This is a genomic window from Pseudomonas sp. A-R-19 (assembly GCF_019956575.1).
Taxonomy (GTDB): Bacteria; Pseudomonadota; Gammaproteobacteria; order Pseudomonadales; family Pseudomonadaceae; genus Aquipseudomonas.
On sequence record NZ_JAHBDR010000047.1, the window covers coordinates 26,798 to 48,728 of the forward strand.

The window sequence follows — 21,931 nt, forward strand, 5'->3', positions numbered from 1 at the left end:
GGCGTCGATAGATTCGACTAAGCTCTGTCAGCCAAGAATTCCAGCAGGGTTTTGGTCACAAATTCAGGATTTTCCAGATTGGAAATATGCCCCGCCCCCGGCACCAGCAGCCATGGGCAGCCAATCGACTCAGCCATTTCTCGTGCTTCCGAGGGTGGGCGCGGTTGGTCCTGATCGCCGCACATCACCAGTGTGGTCGCAGCGTCCAATTCGCCCAGACGCGGCAACAGATCACTCCGCCCAAACGTAATCCGCCCCATCGGCACGATGCTTTCACGCAGGCGCTCCGAGGGCAGAGCCGCCAGGGAAGCACGAAAATCCCGGTAAAGCGCCGACTGTGGATCAATGCCCGGCCGGAAGAAAATCGGCACCACGATATCGAGCAGCGCTGGGGTGATGACACCGGCCTCTTCGATCTGCTTCAACAGTGAAAAGTAATACTGGCGAGTCGGCTCCGGTTCGGCGCCTACATAGGTGTCCATCAGCACCAGCCCGTTGATTCGCTGCGCTGCCGATAAGGCCAGACGCACTCCCCACATGCCACCGACCGATAATCCGACCAGCGTGACCCGCTCGATATCCAGATGATCGAGCAGGACCAGAGCCTGACGTGCAATGTCATCCAGCGAAGTCGTACCGACTGGCAACGGCCCGGATTCACCGTGGCCCCACAGGTCCAGGGCGACCACCCGATACTGTTGCGTCAGCGCGGCAATCTGCGGCGCCCACATGGCCTGGTCCCACAGGTAGCTACCGGCCAGCAGCACTGCTGGGCCGGTGCCCTGATCGATGTAGTGAAGGGCCTGTCCGTCTATCGTCACGAAGGGCATCGACTGTCTCCTCGGAAAAATTGAACCGCAAGACTGAGCAGCTGACGGATCGCAGTCAATCGCACGATTGTATGCGTTTGTATAACCGCCATCACGAGCTGGCGCTCGGAGCCATTGGTCGGAAACGTCTTTTCTGGCCAGTAAAACTGTCAAGTCTGACAGTAGCCATTGCCCTGTTTCGAGAGGATAACTAACCATTGCCTGAATGGCCGATGTACACACAGGAGTGGTTAACGTGGCTAAAAAAAGATTGCCGGAATTGCCGTCCCCCAAGGTCAAGTACGCAATCAGTGAAACCTGCTCTATCCCTGGAGTCCATGAATGGCACCAAGGTGGAAAGTACGCAACACGATTCGATAGATAAACTGACCATCTATTCCTGTGTAAGTATCTGACCGTACGTTGATACATTGCATATCGACGTACGGTCAGATGCTTACTTCACGGTGCTGGCGATTTACAACCCCTCGATATACGCTGACTACCCCTTCACTTCCACAGGTGTTTTCTTTTCGTCCTCGATCAGGCTGTAGCGATAGACTCGACCCGCTTGTTTGTCGAACGCGAAATCATGACCTGGAATCAAGTGTACTTTTTTGGTCGGTTTGCAATCATCTTCGTTCTTGGCCGCGCAATCCTTGAACGCGTCGATGACTACGACGCTATTGCCATTGTTTTTCAACTGGTAGCGATTTGCAGTGTTGTCTATCTTGGTATCAAAACGGGTAGTGGCCGGGCGAACAAAAAACACCATGCCATAACCGGCCATTACGTTGAAACCGGCAGACATTTCCTTTTCATAAGTGTCCCGCTCAGTGTCCGAGACGGCGAACCTGTCTTCCTTTTCTGGAACGACGGGTAAAAAGCGAACCCGGAAATAGCGTTCTTTACTACGATCACCGGTATACAACAGGCGAGTACCCTGAGTTCCTTTGGCCGGTACGATCAGCCTGGCCGGGCTGGCGACCAGACCGTCACGGGTACTGCCACCGACACTCTTCAAGGGCTCTTCACGGGAAGTTCCATTCTGCTGATAAAAAATCTCCTTGATCTCAACCTTGACGAACGCCGTTGAAGTACCACCGTTGTGAATACGTTTCAGATAAGTACTTTGATTGCCCTTCATAAAGTCATAGAAGGTACCAATTTGCAGGCTAGGACCGGCGTGCGCGCACAGACTGAAAAAAAATGTGCACAAAAACATATAAATAAATTTCATGAGATAAAACCTCGTACTGGGACAACAGCCTGAGTCAGCCTCAGGCTTTGCTACTGCGATTAGATATCGGAATCAAAAGTTACATTGATGGTTCCTTGATAGCTGCTATCGTCATGCATCGTTTCAACTGAATCTGACGGCACTTCAAAATGCAGCAGGCCAGGCTCTCGGGTGGGTAACCCTGAAGGTACTAAATGCTCCAGGCCAGCACCTCCTATCGTCAGTGGACGCCGTACTACCGACTGACCTGTACTGTCCACCCAGGGACTTGGCAGGCTGACACGGATATCGACAGGTACTTCGTGAGCTCCGTTGCTGATCAGACAGGTTCCAATTCCCATTCGACTGCAACTGAGATCCATCTTAAACGGCGTAGAAGTCAAGATGAAAAACCGCAAGTCACCCAATATTTTCTCGGGTCGTCTTCCATGATTGATCCACTCCATCCAGCCGCCTTTGGGCGCCAGGGCAACACTGTCTGCGGACATTTTTACGTTGACGTCCTGCCTTACCGCCAGGTTTAAATTGAATGTCATTACAGCGTCATTGGGGTTCAAGACACCCATATCGAAATCGCCGCTGGTGGAATAAGTATACGCCCCTTGATAGTCGCCACTTATCAACTGCTCCGGTCGAACAGCTCGCAACTCATAATGTACATCGAGCCTTTGCAAGGACATGCCGGGAATGTTGTATTTCGGACTCCTTGAGCAAGTGGTGACGTTCTGCGGTGTCAACCAAAATGTCGTAAAGTCTGTTCCATTAGGATCAGCCCCCTGGGAAGTAGCATTTATTTGCTGGCAGGGAGCAATTGCCTCAGCCCACGAGGGTTGCCAGAGAAAGGCATGATAATCAAACACAGGCACTCCCCCCGGATGTCCGATTATCGCTTGCGCTGTATTATTCAAGCGATAACGGGTCCCCACTCCGGCAATGCGAATTTCGACTTCCGCCGTTTCGCCAGGAATCACCGCATGCTCGACAGTAAATCTGCGCCATGTCGCCGGAAAACCAAAGGGGATCACATGATCCCTGGGAATGACCCCTGACGACGTAAAAACAATAGGAAAGCTGTTACTTCGAATATTCCTGCTACTGCAATTACCCGGAAATTCCGCGCAATAACCGGTAATAGGAGTTAGATTGATAATCTCCGCGTTCCCCGGACTAATCGGATCCGGCCTAATCTCGGCTTGTACGTCCAATACCGCTGCATTGGCTAAACTTGCAAACCCGCAAAGTGCCGATCCCAGCACCAGACGGTTGATTAACTTGTTCATTTGACTGTCCTGTGTACGCCATGTTCTCGCTGCTGTTGTATAAGTGCCCATCAACTGGCTTTCTCAGACTTATAAGCAGCTTCGGCCAAGGTGTCCGGATGACACCGCAGATCCCCTACCATCAGCACATCATTCTCTCGACGCTGGGAGGCCGGATCGAGCCTGAACTGGCATAACAACTGACTGTCGTGCCGCACTTCAAGTGTAGGAGAGTTCTCGCTAAGTTCCATTGAAAAGAATCCATCGACTTCGCTGACGCCACGACTGGCATGGTTGATTACGTGGTGGCCTTTCAACGGTTTTCCACTGGCATCCAACAGCCGCCCCATCACGGTTACAGTCTTCAGAATGCGCACCTGGCGATAATCCACCCCTCCCTTGTTCAAGTGATAGGTGGTGCGCGCAGGCTGGATTGCCGCCGCGGGAACATCAGTGCCCTTGAAATCAAAATTCACCGTGCCGTTCTTGTATGCAGAAACGGGAATAAAATTGCGCCCCGGCCGCAATGTGGCGTGGGTACCGGCGAAGTCGTCGGCCCGCAGTTCGATATCATCGAGATCGCTTTCGACATCGACGATCATTCCCGCCTCTCCGGTTGAGGCCTGGCTACTCAATACAAGTTTTTTGCCACTGACCGCCAAGGTACTGTCCAGATTCAAACCGCCGCTGATCTGACCGTTGAAGGAGGAACGTTGCGCATGCATCGAACCGCTGACCTGGTCAGTCTTGAAATCAGCCGTGCCCGCCTGACCTGTCCCGTATACGTCTTGACTGACGGTTGCAGAAACACTTTGCAGGACGTGATCCTTGAGGTCGCGACGATAGGTAACGGACGCGTTGGGGTCCCGCCCACCGTCACGCGATGTACGTTGACCGACGCTACCGGTCACCTGATGACCGTCGGAACCCAGTGCCATGCGCAGGCTGATATCGATCCCGCGGTTGCGCTGGTCGGCAGTGCCCACCGTGCCCGGTCGATCGAACACCGCCACGCGCCAGTCCGCGTTGTTGCCGAACAACTGCGCGTTGCGGGTCCAGCTCAGGTCGATGCCCAATCCTTCGTTGTAACCCTGGCTTTGAGACACTTGCGCGCTGAGCGAACTCTTGCTGTTCAGGCGCTGATTCACTGACAGCGAGGTATTGCTGGTTTGTCCGTTGTAGGTGTTGCGTTGACGGATGTGCGTCCCGTCCGGCAGCACTTCGTAAGTATTACGGGTGTCCAGCCAGCTGCGCTGATGACGCAACACCACACTGCCGCCGTTGTAGCGATGCACACCTTGCACCTCCATCCCCGTGCCTTCTCCTTTGGTCTGGGAAAGGCTGGTGTAAAGGGATGTTTTCTCACCCACCGTCCAGTCGGCGGAGGTGCCCAACTGCATCTGCTCCTTGACCTGACGGGCGGAAAGCCCCAGGACAACTCGCGGATGCAGCAAGAAATTAAAGGCTGCGCCTGCCGTCAGATCACCGTCATCGCGCTCCTGCCAATTACTGAGCAGTTTGCTCTCGCGACCGGCGAACAGGTTGTAGCGCCAGCGATTTTCCGGGTTGCGCCAGTTATTGGGCTTGTAAATAAGTTCCGAAGTGGTGGTAATCACTTGACCGTCTTCGACCAAGCGCACTTCCACTTCGTAGATTCCGCCGGGCAGCGGACGCGTATCGAGCGTCTGCAGACCGCTCGCCACTTGCTGACTGTTGATCAGCACACCGTTGCGATAGATTTCCACCATCGCTTGTCGGTTGGCGGTCACCGTAATGGGATAGAGACTAGGGTTGGCGTTGTCGATCGCCAGGCTATCGGAACTGCCGTACATCAGTCCCATTACCGTGTCGGGACCTCGCCCGATGGTGCGCACAGATCGAGTCAGACCTTGGGCGCTGGGCGTGAAATACCCGGCACGGATGAAGCTGCCCTCCAGTTCCCGTTGGGTATGCAATTCATGGACAGCATGCTTGATGCCAGTGTCCATCCCTGACATGCGCGACAGTTGAGCATTGAACGTGTTCGTCCAGTTGCCCAGGCTCGCGGTTGCGTCCAGGCCATAACGGCCGGCGATATTCTGCTGCTGACCGCCGCTGATGTTCAGTTGATTGCGCACAATCATGCCGTGGCTGCCGCCTTCAGGCTGATCATGAAACTGTCGGGCTTGCGGATCGCGCTCGGCGTTCGCCGTCACCAACGACACCATGGAGTCTTCCAGGCTGTAGTGAACCGATTGCAATTGCCGAGGGCAGCCACTATTACAGGCACCCAACGCCGCGCCCTGCGTCAGGAAAGCCGCCCACTCATCACGCTCGCTCGCAGTAAGGTCACTGTTGCGTGTGTCCGTAAAGTTGATCAGCGTCACTCGCTCATCGCGGGTCAACAGGATCATGGCTTCCCCCAGGAACTGTCGATCGACTTCGACTCGAACAGCCAAGGGAACATCAAAGAAAAATTCATGAAACTCTGCAGGCAAACCTTCAGCCTGCTGGAGCAAACTTATGGACTTGTTCGCAGGCTGGCTTTCATTGGCAAGCGCACCTGCGCAAATAATAAGCGCAAGCGCTCCTGCGATAGGAGTCGTCGGAAACATTGATCAATATCTCAAGTTAGCGCTTGCATGTGCAAGAAAGAATGCGACCGGCTGCGCCGGCCACATAAAGGACATACCGTTAGTTACAACTATTCAGTAACTATCAAGGCGCGTCGAACAGCACACGAACGTTACCGGTGTAGTTACCTTCCTGGTAACCGCCGCTCGGCTCGTTTGGCGTAATGCTCAGGGGAGCGATAATTTCAGAGGTTGCAGCGCCAGCACCAACAACTTCCACATCGCTACCCAAAGCCAACTGAATGCCATTGAACTTAATGTCCAACGTAATTTCTTCTGTGCCAGAGCTCATGACCGCTGGGTCCAGCAGGGTTGCCTTGATGGCAGGACCAGCGTCAACGGCGCTTTTCACCTTGAAATTACGGCTGATGCCTTCCAGCTCTGAAGTTGTAGTATTCCAGGCCAATTGTTGAGGCATGATTACAGTGTCGATGTTGACTGGCTGCACATAGAAGTCGGCGCTCGGAATATCAGCGTAGACTTGAATTGTATGAGTTTGTGGAGTAGCCAGGGCAGCCGAGGAAACAAAAGCCAAAGCAAGCACCGGGGCCGAAATTGCAATTTTCTTGAACATTGGATTCACCTTTAAACATCTGATTAATAGTGCGTGCTTCGGCCAAACGACAAAAGTCAGGCACCGGGTTATTGATCAACATCAGTAAATAGATGTTGCGTTTCAACGGCGCGCATCTTCTCGTTTTCTGTAGGAATGGTATGCAAGATCTATCTGCAGTATCTGTAGGATTTATCCCCACTGGGACATTGATGCAGCCCACCGGCCAAAGCTTGTAGGAAGCATTTTTTTGAAATGACTGATCCGATCCAGTTGTCTCCAACCAGTTTTCAAGGGCATTTGAGGTGATCAGGATTATGCAGAGCGAAACCACGAGCAAACACATGGCCGGCGCCCAAGGGAGAAGGATAGGGTGTTGTTAGCCTGTTCTGACGAAACAGTCTGCCGGCCGTTTACAGAAGTCAGGCTGAAAAAAATTGATCACATGGGTGATTGCCACCCGGAAAATTTGCTTGTAATGAAGCCTGCGCTACGCCCATAAAAAAGTCCCGATGCAAGGCATCGGGACTTTTTTGTGCACGAGTAGTCAGCGACACAGGAAAACGACTATTTCCTCTGAGGAGGAACACCCTGCCCTGGATACTGAATGGTCACCCTGTCCGAATGATGACCCGATTTATCGAAGGCGGTAACGCCAAGTACATATTGCCGCCCCGAATCCAATCCGGCAATAGCAAACTCCGTTTCCGTTGTTGTCCCCAATCGATCACCGTCTAGATCAATTTCATACTCAACGGTACCGGAACTGTCGTACGACTTCTCCCAACCAAATATCACACCAACATTGCTGGTACGTAAGTTCTCAGGGTTTGTAGGTGCGGTAAAGTCTGGAAAGTTGACGACTATACAGTGAGGTTCCGACTTATAAAACTCATCATCAACTGTACGGATGCAGTAAACATGATCCCTTCCCTCCAGAGGACGCGTATCTGTATAGGGAGGTGCTGAAGGCGTATCAAGCAATTCTCCGTCTCGTCGTATCTCATAAGTACGCCGACCACCATCCACTACCCCGTCATTCCAAAAAAAAGATACTGAGTTGGGTGTTTGATTGTATGCCTGGAAAAAATCTGGTGCTTGTGGGATCACTCTAACAGCCGTGCGAGTGAGGATCAAGGCCGGCTTGGTCCTCTTCCCTTCAGCATTTACTCCAACAATAAAATAAGAATATTCAGTATTTGACCTAAGCGCCCCGTGAGTAAACACTGTAGCGGGCCCTTCATATATCACTCGACCAGAGCCTTCGCCTGCAGAGGTAAGAATATATTTCACTAGAACTTCGCGATTCTCCCACGACAACTCGATAGAATTTCTTGTCGTAGAGACAACCTTATGAGAGAGAGCTGAATCATCAAAATTTGGCTTATTCATTTACCACCCCACCGAGAAATTTTTACAACTACAGTGCTTTTCCATAAAAACACTCTGCACCTGTATTAATCCATAAAAAAACCCACCAACACACTAGCAGAACTGCTAGGACACTCTAAAAATCACTTCCAACTCGCGCAAAAACTTCTACTTTTCATAAGCTTAACACTTACCCCCATTCGCCTTGACAAACCCAATCGCTGCACACGAATACAATCGCGAACAACAAAACAAAAAACACTATCGAGTCAGTTAGCCTACGTTTTTCCCTTAACTTGCATTCGCAACCAGCCTACGAATGCCGCGCACCAACCTGTTATTTCTTACAGGTTCCAAAGACTCTGAATCGCGCTATAAAAGAGCCCTGGAGTTACTCACCGCCCTCCAGGGCGCCCCTACCCCGGGAGACCAGCCATGTACACTGCGAGCCCAACCCAGCTCCGATCTGAAAGACTGCACGCCAAGCCACACGGCTACGCGGATACACCTCATATCCCCCCGAAACTCTCCGCCAAAGAGCAGGAAATCCTGAAGTGGTGTGCCATGGGAAAATCGTCCTGGGAGATCGGACGGATCCTCAATTGCTCGGAGGCAGGAGTGAATTATCACTTCTGCAATATTCGTCGAAAATTCGGCGTCAGCTCACGCTGGCTAGCGCTGATCAAAGCAGTGGAAATGGGAATGATCCATTTGGAGGGAGAGGCAGAGCTTCATCTAACGGTTGCACAGATAACTCGATGACCATCAAGACGGTTGTAGCGCCCCAATGTGCACAAGGTGACTCGGCAGAGTCCGGCTCGCCACTAACCCGTGGTCGAACCCGGCCAGTTCCTCCACCGCGCTGCCCTAATACATCGCCCACAGCGGCGCATGTCTGCGGATTCTACCCGGGCAAGCCCGCTCCCTTAGGGATCAATGGTGGCCACAAATGATGTATCCACCACAAGCCATTGTGGGAGCGGGGCCCGCGAAGAAGCCCCGTAAACGCTAGAGAATCAAAACCCCTCCAACTCCGCCATCAAATCATTCAAGCGATCCACCTTCTCCTCGGTGATCTCACTCGCCGCCAATCCATCGATATACCCGGCCAGTTCCTCCACCGTGCTGCACTCGAACATCGCCCGCAGTGGCACGTCCCGTTGCAGGGTTTTCTGCACCCGCGAAGCGATCTGCGTGGCCAGCAGCGAATGCCCGCCCAGTTCGAAGAAATTGTCGCGAACACCCACCCGTTCGACCTTCAACACCTCGGCCCAAATGTCGGCCAGGGTCTGCTCCAGGTCATTGCGCGGTGCCAGGTAATCCTGACTGCCAATCTGGCCGATCTCTAGCGCCGGCAGTGCCTTGCGATCCAGTTTGCCGTTGGCATTGAGCGGCAGTTTGTCCAGCCACAACCAATGCAGCGGCACCATGTACTCCGGCAGTTCGGCACGCAGTCGCAGCTTGATTCGCTCCAGTCGCTCGCTTGAATCAAGCGAAGCATCGCCTGCGACCAGATAGCCAACCAGATGCTTGCCGTTGACGCCCTCCTGCACGGCAATCGCCGCATCGCGGACTTCCGGTTGTTCATGCAGGCGAGCCTCGATTTCACCCAGTTCGATGCGGTAACCACGGATCTTCACCTGATGGTCGACACGACCGACGTATTCCAGCACACCATCGCTGCGACGGCGGGCCAGGTCACCGGTGCGATACAGCCGCTCGCCCGGCGCGCCGAACGGGTTCGGCACAAACACCGGTGCCGTGCGCAATGGATCGCTGACATAGCCGCGGCCGACTCCAGTGCCGGCGACGCATAACTCACCCACCGCCCCCAGTGGCACCAGCTCCAGCGCCCCGTCGAGCAGGTACAGACGGTTGTTGTCGGTCGGCGTACCGATCGGCAAAAAGCTGCCGCGGGTCGAGGCCAGGTCGACACGGAAGAACGCCACATCATCCGAGCACTCCGCCGGGCCGTAGGCGTTTACCAGGCCGATCTGCGGATAGCGCTGCAACCACTGATGCGCCAGCTCCGGGGGCATTGCCTCACCGGTCGGCAGCATCCAGCGCAGGCCGTCGAGGCTCATGCGCTCCTGGGCGAGCATGCCCTGGATCAGCGACGGCACGCTTTCCAGCACGGTGATGCCCTGGGTCGCGACATGCGCCAGCAAGCCCTGGGGATCATGGGCGATGGTGTTCGGCACGATGTCCACCCGTGCACCGAACAACGGCGCGGCGAGGAACTGCCACACGGAAATGTCGAAGCTTTGCGAGGCGGTTTGCGCGATCACATCGGCGTCGCTCAGGTTCAGGTACGGCACCTTGCTCAACTGGTTGTTGAGCATGCCGCGCTGTTCAACCATGACACCCTTCGGCAAACCGGTGGAGCCGGAGGTGTAGATCACGTAGGCCAGGTTATCCGGGCTACTGTAACGCCCAGGATTGTCCGCCGGCAGCGCAAGGGCCTGGACTTCCTCCCAGACCAGCAGCCGTGGCCGGCTGGAGCAGCCGAACTCGTCGAGCAGGGCCTGCGCCTGCTCACGGCACGCTTGCGTGCACACCAGCAATGGCGTGCGGCTCAGATCGATGATCCGATTCAGACGCTGGCTCGGCAAACCCGGGTCCAGCGGCAGGTAGCCCGCCCCGGCCTTGAAGCTGCCGATGATCATGCCCAGCAATTCGAGGCTGCGTTCGGCCAGCAAGGCTACCGGTTGATCCCGACCGACACCGGCGGCAATCAACGCATGACCGAGACGGTTGCTGCGCTGGTTCAGTTCAAGATAGCTGTACTGGCGGTCCAGACAACTGGCGGCAATCCGCTGCGGGTGCATCGCGACCTGGGCTTCGAACATCGCAACGTAGCTCTGTTCCAGCGGATAGTCGTGTTCGCTCTGGTTGCAGCCATGGAGGAGGAAGTCCTGCTCCTCGGTACCCAACAACGGCAGGTCGGCCATGTCGCCATGGAAGCCATCCACCAGCGCCAGCAGCAAACGCTTGAACTCGCCGAGCATGCGCTCGACCGTCGGCTCATCGAAGTAGCGCTGGTCGTAGGACAAATGCAAGCCCAGGTCATCACCTGGATAGCACACCGCCGTCAACGGGAAGTTGGTGTGGGTGCGGCCAGAGTCCGAGGTCGCGTTGAGGCTCTGCGCACGGTCCAGCACCGAGGTTTCCACCGGGGCGTTTTCGAACACGAACAGGCTGTCGAACAGCGGCTGGCCTTTGGGCAGTTCGCTTTGCTCCTGGATGTTCACCAGCGGCAGGTATTCGTACTCGCGCAGTTGCATGTTGTTGTCGAGCAGACCGCTGAGCCACTGGCGCACGCTGCAGCGCTGGCCGTCCTCGGGCATTTTCACCCGCAGCGCGATGCTGTTGATGAACAGGCCGACGGTGCGCTGCATCTGCGGCATGTCCACCGGACGCCCGGCCACGGTGACGCCGAATAGCACGTCGCGATCGCCGCTCAAACGCCGCAGCACCAGCGCCCACGCCGCCTGGGCGAAGGTGTTGATGGTCAGCTGATGGGCCTGGGCCAGTTCGCGCAATTGCGCACCGTCACGGGCATCGAGCCTTGTGTAGCAGTCACCGACGATCATGCCGCCGCTGTCGCCGGCGTGTTCGCGCAGGATTGGCCGGTCGCTCGGGATCGGCGTGGTCCGTTCGAAGCCTTGCAGGTTGGTTTTCCACCATTGCCGCGCTTCGGCCAGGCTCTGGCGTTGCAGCCAGCCGATGTAGTCGCGATAACGCGGCGGCACGGCCAACTGAGTGTCGCGGCCTTCGCCGAGGGCGCTATAGATTTCGAAGAAATCGTTCATCAACAGCGAACGGCACCAGGCATCGATGAGGATGTGGTGGTTGCTCATCATGAACCAGTAGCGCGCCGCACCGACCCGGATCAGGCGTAAGTGGAACGGTGCCTGGTTGAGCAAATCGAAACCCGCCTCGCGTTCGGTCTTGAGCAGGGTTTGCAGCTTCGGCTCTTGCCCGGCTTCGGCCATGTCGCCCCAGTCGAGGTACTCGATCGGCGTGCTGCCCGGTTTGTGGATCACTTGCAGCATCTCTTCGCCGACGTTCCAGCAGAACGACGCGCGCAACGCTTCGTGGCGGGCGATCACCGCTTGCCAGGCCTGGGCGAAACGCTGCGGATCGAGCTCGCTGTTGATGCGGTAGCGGTCCTGCATGTAGTACAGGCCGGTGCCTGGCTCCAGCAAGGTATGCAACAGCATGCCTTCCTGCATTGGCGTCAACGGGTAGACGTCTTCTATGACAGCGGCCGGAACCGGCAGCGCATCCAGTTGCGTCTGGTTGAGCTGCGCCAACGGGAAGTCAGACGGCGTCAGGCCACCGGCATCGTCACGCAGGCAATGTTCGATCAGGCTTTGCAGCTCGCCCAAGTAAGCGTCGGCCAGATCGTTGATGGTTTGCGCATCGAAGCGTTCGGCGCTGAACGTCCAGCGCAGCACCAGTTCACCGCCATACACCTGACTGTCGACGCTCAGCTCGCTGGGCAACGGTGCATTGGCATCGTGCGCCGCGCCGATGGCTTCATCCAGCGGATGGAACAGCGCATCGGCAGCAAAGCTCTGGTCGAACTGCCCCAGGTAGTTGAAGGTGATCGGCGCCAACGGCAACCCGGCCATGCTCTGGCGACTCAGGTCATCGGCGAGATACCGCAGCACGCCATAACCCAAACCTTTGTGCGGCACGGCGCGCAGCTGCTCCTTGATCGCCTTGATCGAAGCGCCCTGCCCGGCGGCTTCTTCAATGTTCGACGGGGTCAGGCGCAACGGGTAGGCGCTGGTGAACCAGCCCACGCTGCGGGTCAGGTCGATTTCCTCGAACAACGCTTCGCGGCCGTGACCTTCCAGTTGGATCAACGCCGATGCGTGACCGCTCCAGCGGCACAGCACCCGGGCCAATGCGGTCAGCAACAGGTCGTTGACCTGAGTGCGATAGGCGCTCGGCGCCTGTTGCAGCAATTGCCGGGTGCGCTCGCTGTCGAGGCGCACGCTGACGGTTTGCGCATGACGATTCTGCCGACCGCCGTCCGGGCGATTGCACGGCAGTTCGGCGCTCGGTCCGGCCAATTGCGTCTGCCACCAGCCCAGTTCTTCACGCAGGGACTCGCTGCCGGCATAAGCCTGCAAGCGTGCGGCCCAATCCTTGAAGGCGCTGGTTTTCGCCGGCAGTTTCACGGACTGCTGCGCGTCGAGTTGGCGGTACACAGTTTGCAGGTCGTCCAGCAGCACGCGCCATGAAACGCCATCGACCACCAAGTGGTGAATCGCGATGAACAGCCGTTGCTGGCCCTCGGGACCGTCGACCAGCAGCACACGCATCAGCGGTCCTTCTTCGAGGTCGAGGCTGCGTTGGGCATCGGCGAACAGGGCGGGGCATTTATCCATCGACGAAACACGCACCTGCCACAGCACCGGCGCGTCGGAAATCGCCTGATGCTGTGCTTGCCACTGACCGGCGACCTTACTGAAGCGCAGGCGCAAGGCATCGTGCTGCTCGATGACCGCCAGCAGCGCTTGCTCCAGGCGATGGGACTCCAGAGGTGCTGTCGGTTGCAGCAACACTGCCTGGTTCCAGTGTTGGCGTTGCGCAATATCGGTGTCGAAGAACCAGTGCTGGATCGGTGTCAGTCGCGACTCGCCCATGATCAGGCCTTGTTCGGCGCTGACCTGCTCGGTGCGCGTGGCCACGGCGGCGAGGGTCTGCACCGTCTGGTGCTGGAACAGGTCGCGCGGGCTGAAGTGAATACCCTGCTGCCGCGCCCGGCTGACCACCTGGATCGACAGGATCGAGTCGCCGCCCAGTTCGAAGAAGTTGTCGTTGAGGCCGACCTGTTCGACGTTCAGCACTTCGCACCAGATCTGCGCCAGCGTGAGTTCGAGCTCGTTGCTCGGCGCCACGTACTGCTGGCGGTTCAGCTCCGGGTCCGGTGCCGGCAGTGCACGACGGTCGAGTTTGCCGTTGGCGGTCAGCGGCATGCACTCGAGCAGGATCAGGTGCGTAGGCACCATGTAGTCCGGCAGCTGCGACTTCAAGTGTGCCTTGAGGGCTTCGCGCAATACGCTGTGTTGCGCTTCGCTCTGCCCGGCGATGTCACTGACCAGGTAACCGACCAGTTGCTTGCCACTCGGAGCATCGAGGGCCAGCACCACCGCTTCACGGACCGACTCGTGCTCCAGCAAACGGGTTTCGATCTCGCCCAATTCGATGCGGAAGCCGCGAATTTTCACCTGATGGTCGATCCGTCCCAGGTATTCCACCAGGCCATCGTCGCGCTGGCGTACCAGGTCGCCGGTGCGGTAGATACGCCCGCCATTGGCGGCAAACGGGTCGGCCACGAAGCGCTCCGCGGACATGCCCGGCCGCTGGTGATAACCCTGCGCCAGGCCAGCGCCACCCACGTACAACTCGCCAGTCGCACCCTGCGGCACCAACGCCAGATCGGCATCGAGGATGTAGGCCACGCGGTCGCCGATCACGCTGCCGATCGGCACACTGCCGGCGCCCTCTTCCAGCACTTCAGGCGCGAGGCTGGCCAGCGGCATGACCACGGTTTCGGTCGGGCCGTAGGCGTTGAAGAACAGGTTCGGCGTGAATGCTGCACGAATGCGCGCCAGGTGTTCACCGGTCAGCGCTTCGCCGCCGGTGATGATCATGCGCACCGGCAAGACTTCATTTTGCGTTGCCAGCCACTGCGCCAACTGGCTGCCGTAGCTCGGGGTGAAACCCAGGACGTTGATCTGATGACGACGGATCAGGCCGCAGATTTCTTGCGCGTCCCACTGCCCTTGCGCCCGCAACACCACCTGCGCGCCGCTGAGCAGCGGCACCAGCAAACGTTCGGTGGCGGCGTCGAAGTTGATCGAGTAGAAGTGCAGTTCACAGTCGTCCGGGCGCATGCCGAAGCGCTCGATCACCGCGCGGCAATGCATGGCGATTTCGCCGTGGGACACCACCACGCCTTTGGGTTTACCGGTCGAGCCCGAGGTGTAAATCAGGTAGGCGTGATGCTGTGCCAGGCTGATCAGCGGCAGCTCGGAGGCTGGGTAACTGGCAAGCGCGGCCGCGTCTTCTTCCACGCACCAGCGGCCAACCGTTGACGGCAACTCACCGAGGGCCTTGAACATCCCGGCATCGCTGAGCAGCAGACCGATGCCGCTGTCTTCGATCATGTAATGCAAGCGGTCCAGCGGATACTCCGGATCGAGCGGCACATAGGCGCCGCCGGCCTTGAGGATCGCCAGCAGGCCGACGACCATTTCCAGCGAGCGCTCCAGTGCCAGCCCCACACGAACCTGCGGCCCGACACCGCGCTCGCGCAACATCCATGCAAGGCGATTGGCACGGCTGTCGAGCTCGGCATAGCTCAGGGTCTGCCCGGCGAAGGTCAGGGCCGGAGCGTCCTTGCGCAGCAGGGCTTGCTCGGCGAACAGCTGATGGATGCACTGATCCAGTCGATGTTCGCCCGGTTCGACACCAAGGCTGTCGAGCAGATGTTGCCGTTCGCCAGCGTCCAGCAGCGGCAATTCGCTCAAGCGTTGCTGCGGATCGGCAATCAGCGCCTCCAGCAGGTTGCGCCAATGCGTAGCCATGCGGGCGATGCGCGGCTCGTCGAACAGATCGGTGCTGTAGGTCAGGCAGCAACCGAGGCGATGGTCGAGGTCGGTGACTTCCAGGTTGAGGTCGAACTTGGTCGCCCGTGCATCGTTGACCAGGTACTCGACCGTCATGCCGGCCAGGGTGCGGCTTTGCTGGAACTCCCAGCGCTGTACGTTGCACATCACCTGGAACAGCGGGTTGTAGGCAGCGCTGCGCGGTGGCTGCAAGGCTTCCACCAGATGATCGAACGGCAGGTCCTGGTGGGACTGGCCTTCAATCACCGTATGGCGTACCTGCTCGAACAGTTCACTCACGGACATCTGCCCGTCGAGCTGGCAACGCAGCACCTGGGTGTTGAGGAACGCCCCGATCAGCCCTTCGCTTTCCGGGCGAATGCGGTTGGCCACCGGCGCGCCGATGCGCAAATCGGTCTGGCCGCTATAGCGATACAGCACTGCAGCCAGGGCGGCGGTCATGGTCATGAACAATGTCAGGCCATGCTGCGCATTGAAGGCGCGGACTCGTGCGGCGAGGTCGTCGCTCAGGTCAAAACGGTACAACTCACCCTGGTGGCTTTGCACCGGCGGACGCGGACGGTCGGCCGGCAACTCCAGCAGCGGGTGTTCGCGACCCAGTTGCGTGGTCCAGTAATCGAGCTGGCGCTGACGCTCGCCGGACTCCAGCCACTGACGCTGCCACACACTGTAATCCAGGTACTGCACCGGCAAAGGCGCGAGCGGCGATTCACGGTCATCGACAAAGGCTTCGTACAGCGCGCTGAGTTCCCGGGCGAAAATATCCATCGCCCAGCCTTCGGTGACGATGTGGTGCAAGGTCAGCACCAGGTAGTGTTCTTGCTCGGCAGTCTTGACCAGGCATGCGCGCAGCAACGGCCCGGTTTCCAGGTCGAACGGCTGGTGCGCTTCGTCGTCGGCCAGTTGCTGGACCTGCCACTCGCGGCTTTCGGCATCCAGCACCGTGAAATCCTTCCACGCCATGCGCACATCGGATTGCCCGTGCACGTGTTGACGGGCGACGCCGTCGATGCTCGGGAAGGTGGTGCGCAGGGTTTCGTGGCGCATGATCAAGGCTTGCAGCGCCGCTTCAAAACGCGCGACATCCAGCACGCCGCGCAGGCGCGCCATGCCGCCGACGTTGTAGGCCGGGCTGTCCGGCTCCATCTGCCAGAGGAACCACATGCGCTGCTGGGAATAGGACAGCGGTATTACTTGGTTGCGGTCGACTTTTTCAATCGGCGGCTGCTTGTTGGTGCTGCCGCTGGCCTGGATCAAGCGAACCTGTTCGGCAAATGCACCAAGTTCGCTGTGCTCGAACAGCGCCCGCAGCGGCAACTCGACGTCGCAGGCCTGGCGGGTGCGGGAGATGATTTGCGTGGCCAGCAGCGAGTGGCCGCCCAAGGCAAAGAAATCATCGCGCAGGCCGACCTGTGCCAGGCCCAGCACTTCGCGCCAGATACCGGCGATGTGTCGTTCCAGCTCAGTCACTGGCTCGACGTGTTCGCGCACCTGCCACTGCGGTTCCGGCAAAGCGCGGCGGTCGAGTTTGCCGCTAGGGCTGAGGGGCATTGCATCCAGGCGCATCAGTTGCGCGGGGACCATGTATTCCGGCAGTTCGGTGGCCAGTGCGTTTTTCAGGCGGGCGGTCTGCCCGCCTTCATCCCCGGCATTGTCCGCCGCGGTGTAGTAACCAATCAGCTGCGCACCGGCCACGGTTTCGCGCACCAGCACCACGGCCTGCGCAACGCCGTCCTGGGCCAGCAAGCGTGCTTCGATTTCCTGCGGCTCAACGCGGAACCCGCGCAGCTTGACCTGCTGATCGAGACGGCCGAGGTATTCGATCACGCCGTCCGCCGTCCAGCGCGCCCGGTCGCCGGTGCGATACAGGCGCGTGCCCGACTCACCCAATGGGTCGACGACGAATCGTTCAGCGGTCAACGCCGGGCGACCGAGGTAACCACGGGCCAGACCAACGCCGCTGATGCACAGCTCGCCCGGCACACCGGCCGGAACCGGATTGAGATCGCTGTCGAGCACGCGGCAGATCACGTTGCCCAGTGGTCGGCCAATCGGTGAGCGTTCGCCGTCGGCGCTGGAGCAATGCCAATGGGTGACGTTGATCGCGGTTTCGGTCGGTCCGTAGCGGTTGTGCAATTGCACCGCCGGCAGTTGCGCCAACACCCGGTTGCGCAGTTCCGCAGGCAAGGCTTCCCCTCCGGAGAACACTCGACGCAGGCTGGTGCATTCAGCGCTCAGCGGTTCGTCGATGAACAACGAAAGCAGTGGCGGCACGAAGTGCAACGTGGTCACGCCGTAGGCTTGCACAAGCTGCGCGATGCGATGCGGATCGCGGTGTTCACCGGGACCGGCAATCAACAAACGTGCACCGGTGATCAGCGGCCAGAAGCACTCCCACACCGACACGTCGAAACTGATCGGCGCCTTTTGCATCAGCACGTCGGTTTCGTTCAGGCGATAGCTGGCCTGCATCCATTGCAGGCGCTCGGCCAGCGCCGCGTGGGTGTTGCCGACGCCTTTTGGCTGGCCGGTGGAACCGGAGGTGTAAATCACATTGGCGAGGTTGTCGCCTTGCAGATGCAACCCCGGCGCATGGCTTGGCCAGCTCTCCAGATGCAGGGCGTCCATGGCGATCACGCTGACGCCATCCGTCGCCGGCAAGCGCTCCAGCAATGGGGTTTGCGTCAGCAGCAATTCGACGCCGCTGTCGTTGAGCATGTAGGCCAGGCGCTCGGCCGGGTAGTCCGGATCGAGCGGCACATAGGCGCCACCGGCCTTGATGATCGCCAGGAGGCCGACCAGCAGTTGCGGCGAACGTTCGCAGGCGATCGCCACACAGACATCCGGGCCGACACCTTTGTCACGCAGGTAATGGGCCAGGCGATTGGCCCGGGTGTGCAGTTCGGCGAAGTCCAGGCTGCCGCCGTCCCACAGCAGCGCGGTGCGCTGTGGCGTCTGGCGTGCCTGCTCGTTGAGCCGTTCGGGCAGCCATTGATCGGCCGCTGCGCACACCGCGCTCGCCCAGCCCGATTGCTGATGCTGCTCGGCGGCCGTCAACAATGGCAGGTCACCGATGGCGGTGGCCGGTTGCTCGCAGATGGCTTGCAGCAGGTTGCTGAAATGCTCGGCCAGACGCTCGATGGTCGCGGTATCGAACAGCTCGCTGGCGTAATCGAAGGACAAGGTCAGGCGACCGTTACGGTCTTCTTCGCTGTGCAATTGCAAATCGAACTTGGCTTCGCGGCTATGCCACGGCAGCTCTTCGGCCAACAAGCCCGGCAGGCGTTTCAAGGCACTGAGGTCGCGTTGCTGGTGGTTGAACATGACCTGGAACAGACCCTGCTCGCGGGCCTGCGGGAAGGCTTCAAGCAGTTGTTCGAACGGCAGGTCCTGATGGGCCTGGGCATCCAGCGCGGCGAGTCGGGTTTGTGCCAGCAGCTCAACGAATGGCAGGCGCGAATCCACCTGCGCGCGCAGCACCTGGGTATTGATGAAGAAGCCAATCAGCCCTTGGGTTTCCAGGCGCGGACGGTTGGCATTGGGCACGCCGATGCGAATATCACGCTGGCCGCTGTAGCGGTGCAACAGTCCCTGAAACGCCGCGAGCAACAGCATGAACGGCGTGGATTCATGGGCCTGGGCGGTCTGGCGAATGGCATCGCTGAGGGGCGCCCCCAGGCGCACCCTGTGGCGCGCTGCACTGCGCAGTTGTTGTGCCGAGCGCGGATGATCGGTGGCCAGGCTCAACACTGGATGCTCGTCGCCCAACCGGGCTTTCCAGTAAGCCAGTTGCCGTTCGCCTTCCCCTTGCGCCAGCCATTGGCGCTGCCAGCTGCCGTAATCGGCGTACTGCGTCGGCAATGGCGCCAGCAGCGCTTGCTGGCCCTGGGAAGCGGCCGTGTACAACCGCGAGAACTCGTCGATCAGCACATTCAACGACCAGCCATCGGCAATGATGTGGTGCAGGGTCACCAGCAACTGGTGATCCTCGTCGTCGAGGCGCACGAGCGTCACCCACAGCAGCGGGCCTTGCTCCAGATCGAACCGGGTACGCGCTTCATCCTCGCGGATTTGCAGCGCTCGGGCTTCTCGCTCGGCAACCGGCAGGTCGCTGATGTCGATCATTTGCAGGTTGAACCCGGCGGCCGGATCGACCTGCTGCAACGCCACGCCGTCACGCTCGAAGAAGCGTGTGCGCAGGGATTCATGACGCTCGATCAACTGCTGGAAACTCACGCGCAAGGCGTCTTCATCCAGCTCGCCACGCAGACGCAAGCCACCTGGAATGTTGTAGGCACTGCTCTGCGGGTCGAGTTGCCAGGTGATCCACAGACGGTTTTGTGCCAGCGATTGCGGCATCGGTTGCTGGCGCGACAGCGCAGTGATCGCGCCCTGCGCCAGGCCACCGTCCTGTTGCTGGCGGGCCACTCCATCGGCGAAAGCCGCCAGGGTCGGCGCTTCGAAGAGCAGGCGCAGGTTCAGCTCCAGCCCCAGTTCTTCACGCAGACGCGCGACCACTTGCGTGGCTGCAATGGAGTTGCCGCCAAGCAGGAAGAAGTGATCGTCGGCGCCCACCTGCTTGACCTGCAACTGCTCGCACCAGATCCGGCCGATCAGGCTTTGCAGTTCCGAGCCCGACTCGATCTGACCTGCGCTTTCGGAGCTGGCCGGCGGGAACACCGCATAGCTGTCGAGGCTACCGTCCACCAGGCGATTGCGGCACGCCGAGCGTTGCAGTTTGCCGCTGGAGGTCTTCGGCATAGCGCCCGGATTGAGCAGCACCACCACGCTCGGTGCTTCCTGATACGCCTCGGCAACGGCCTGGCGGATGGCTTTGATCAACGCTTCGGGCGGCAGGATTTTCTGCACGCTGCGGCTGATTTCCGCGGCGATGCCGATGCCTTCCTGACCGTCCACGTTGACGGCGAACGCGGCGACGCGCCCTTTGCGCACCACCTCCACTTCACGTTCGACGGTCTGCTCGATGTCTTGTGGGTACAGGTTGTGCCCGCGCACGATCAGCATGTCTTTCAAGCGACCGGTGATGAACAGCTCGCCGTTGCGCATGAAGCCCAGGTCACCGGTGCGCAGCCAGGTCTGGCCGGCATGCTGGACGAAGGTCTTGGCGGAGGCTTCAGGGTTGCGCCAGTAGCCGTGGGCGATGCTCGGCCCTGCGGCCCAGACTTCCCCGACTGCGTTGTCGCCCATCGCAGTGAGCGACGCCGGATCGACAATCAGCACGGCGTGTTCAGGCTGGCTGACGCCGCAACTCATGATCGGGCTGCCTTCGCCCGGTTCGGCGCGGTTTTGCGTAAGGGCCAGATCGTCCACCCGCAGATTGCCAATGCCTTGGCCACGGGCTGTACCGGCCACGAACAGCGTGGCTTCGGCCAGACCGTAGGAGGCCATGAAGTTGTCCGCGGTGAAGCCGCAGGTCGCGAACTTCTCGGCGAAGCGTTCCAGGGTGTCGAGGCGAATCGGTTCGGAACCGGAATACGCCACGCGCCAGCCACTCAGGTCAAGCCGTTCCAGGGCCGATTCGCTGACCCGCTCGCTGCACAGGCGATAGGCAAAATCCGGCCCGCCGCTGATGGTGCCGCCGTATTCGCTGATCGCCTCCAGCCAGCGCAACGGCCGGCCAAGGAAGTACGCCGGCGACATCAATACGCAAGGCACGCCGCTGAAAATCGGCTGCAGCAGGCCACCGATCAGGCCCATGTCGTGGTACAGCGGCAGCCAGCTGACGATCACGTCGTCGGGGTTCAGATCGATGCCGAAACCGTGGCGAATCAACAGCTCGTTGGCCACCAGGTTGCCGTGGCTGACCTGCACGCCTTTGGGCAGCGCGGTGGAGCCGGAGGTGTATTGCAGGAAGGCGATGTGATCGTTCTGCAAATCCGCCGCGACCCAGCGCTCGGCCAGCGCAGCGTCAAGGGTATCGACACACAGCAACGGTGGCGCCCCTTCGATTTGCAGCAAGGCGTCGCGCAGGCCGGCACGGGTCAGCAGCAAGCGCGGCTGGGCATCGCTGATGATCGACAACAGCCGCTCCTGATGATGACGGCGCGTCGACTCCGGCGGATAGGCCGGCACCGCGATCACCCCGGCGTACAGGCAACCGAAGAATGCCGCGACGTAATCCGGGCCGCTGGGGAACAGCAATACGGCACGGTCGCCAATATCCGCTTGAGCCTGCAATGCGCGGGCAATCGTCCGCGCCCGCAGATCCAGCTCGCGATAGGTGAGCACCACAGCCTGATCCGGGGTCTCGGCGAGAAAGCGCAAGGCCACCCGATCCGGCGTCAGGGCCGCTCGGCGCTGAAGGGCTTGGACCATTGTGCTGGGGAGTTCGAACGCGTCGGTCATGAGGTTTCCTGCCTGATTTCGGCTTGGTAGGAGCGAGCCTGCTCGCGAAAATCCGGAGAACACCGCGGGGTG

8 protein-coding genes are annotated in these 21,931 nt (G+C 59.3%); 1 reads left to right on the forward strand and 7 read right to left on the reverse strand.

Translation table 11 applies throughout. The features are described from left to right. Window positions 1-17: 17 nt before the first annotated feature. The 6 genes from KGA88_RS11195 to KGA88_RS11220 form a co-directional block, all read right to left on the reverse strand. The gene (locus KGA88_RS11195; protein WP_223590978.1) at window positions 18-830 is read right to left on the reverse strand and encodes an alpha/beta fold hydrolase; all 813 of its coding nucleotides are present in this window, start codon (window positions 828-830) and stop codon (window positions 18-20) included. Window positions 831-1,311: 481 nt separating this feature from the next. Then, window positions 1,312-2,049 carry a molecular chaperone gene (locus KGA88_RS11200; protein ID WP_110658350.1) on the reverse strand — a complete coding sequence of 246 codons (738 nt, stop codon included), beginning with the start codon at window positions 2,047-2,049 and terminating at the stop codon, window positions 1,312-1,314. A 59-nt stretch (window positions 2,050-2,108) separates the two neighbouring features. Continuing rightward, complete coding sequence (locus KGA88_RS11205) at window positions 2,109-3,329, reverse strand: hypothetical protein (protein ID WP_223590980.1); 1,221 nt, start codon at window positions 3,327-3,329, stop codon at window positions 2,109-2,111. A gap of 50 nt (window positions 3,330-3,379) precedes the next feature. Beyond that, on the reverse strand, window positions 3,380-5,902 hold the full coding sequence (locus KGA88_RS11210) for a TcfC E-set like domain-containing protein (RefSeq protein WP_223590993.1): 2,523 nt from the start codon (window positions 5,900-5,902) through the stop codon (window positions 3,380-3,382). 103 nt (window positions 5,903-6,005) lie between these two features. Then, window positions 6,006-6,494 (reverse strand): CS1 type fimbrial major subunit, encoded by a 489-nt coding sequence (locus KGA88_RS11215; protein WP_110658347.1) that lies wholly within the window; start codon window positions 6,492-6,494, stop codon window positions 6,006-6,008. A gap of 546 nt (window positions 6,495-7,040) precedes the next feature. Next, a complete protein-coding gene (locus KGA88_RS11220) occupies window positions 7,041-7,865 on the reverse strand; it encodes a fibronectin type III domain-containing protein (RefSeq protein WP_223590995.1) in 825 nt (274 codons plus the stop codon). 414 nt (window positions 7,866-8,279) lie between these two features. On the opposite strand from KGA88_RS11220, the gene KGA88_RS11225 reads away from it, so the two are divergent. Further along, entirely contained in the window at window positions 8,280-8,606 is a 327-nt protein-coding gene (locus KGA88_RS11225) for a helix-turn-helix domain-containing protein (RefSeq protein WP_317851667.1), read from the forward strand. A 254-nt stretch (window positions 8,607-8,860) separates the two neighbouring features. On the opposite strand, the gene KGA88_RS11230 is transcribed toward KGA88_RS11225, so the two are convergent. Continuing rightward, window positions 8,861-21,859 carry a non-ribosomal peptide synthetase gene (locus tag KGA88_RS11230; protein ID WP_223590997.1) on the reverse strand — a complete coding sequence of 4,333 codons (12,999 nt, stop codon included), beginning with the start codon at window positions 21,857-21,859 and terminating at the stop codon, window positions 8,861-8,863. Window positions 21,860-21,931: the final 72 nt, after the last annotated feature.

Excerpts from the sequence above, each read along its gene's own strand:
- KGA88_RS11210 (WP_223590993.1), bottom strand. The coding sequence starts at position 5,902 with ATGTTTCCGACGACTCCTATCGCAGGAGCGCTTGCGCTTATTATTTGC.
- KGA88_RS11200 (WP_110658350.1), bottom strand. The coding sequence starts at position 2,049 with ATGAAATTTATTTATATGTTTTTGTGCACATTTTTTTTCAGTCTGTGC.
- KGA88_RS11225 (WP_317851667.1), top strand. The coding sequence starts at position 8,280 with ATGTACACTGCGAGCCCAACCCAGCTCCGATCTGAAAGACTGCACGCC.
- KGA88_RS11215 (WP_110658347.1), bottom strand. The coding sequence starts at position 6,494 with ATGTTCAAGAAAATTGCAATTTCGGCCCCGGTGCTTGCTTTGGCTTTT.
- KGA88_RS11205 (WP_223590980.1), bottom strand. The coding sequence starts at position 3,329 with ATGAACAAGTTAATCAACCGTCTGGTGCTGGGATCGGCACTTTGCGGG.
- KGA88_RS11220 (WP_223590995.1), bottom strand. The coding sequence starts at position 7,865 with ATGAATAAGCCAAATTTTGATGATTCAGCTCTCTCTCATAAGGTTGTC.
- KGA88_RS11230 (WP_223590997.1), bottom strand. The coding sequence starts at position 21,859 with ATGACCGACGCGTTCGAACTCCCCAGCACAATGGTCCAAGCCCTTCAG.
- KGA88_RS11195 (WP_223590978.1), bottom strand. The coding sequence starts at position 830 with ATGCCCTTCGTGACGATAGACGGACAGGCCCTTCACTACATCGATCAG.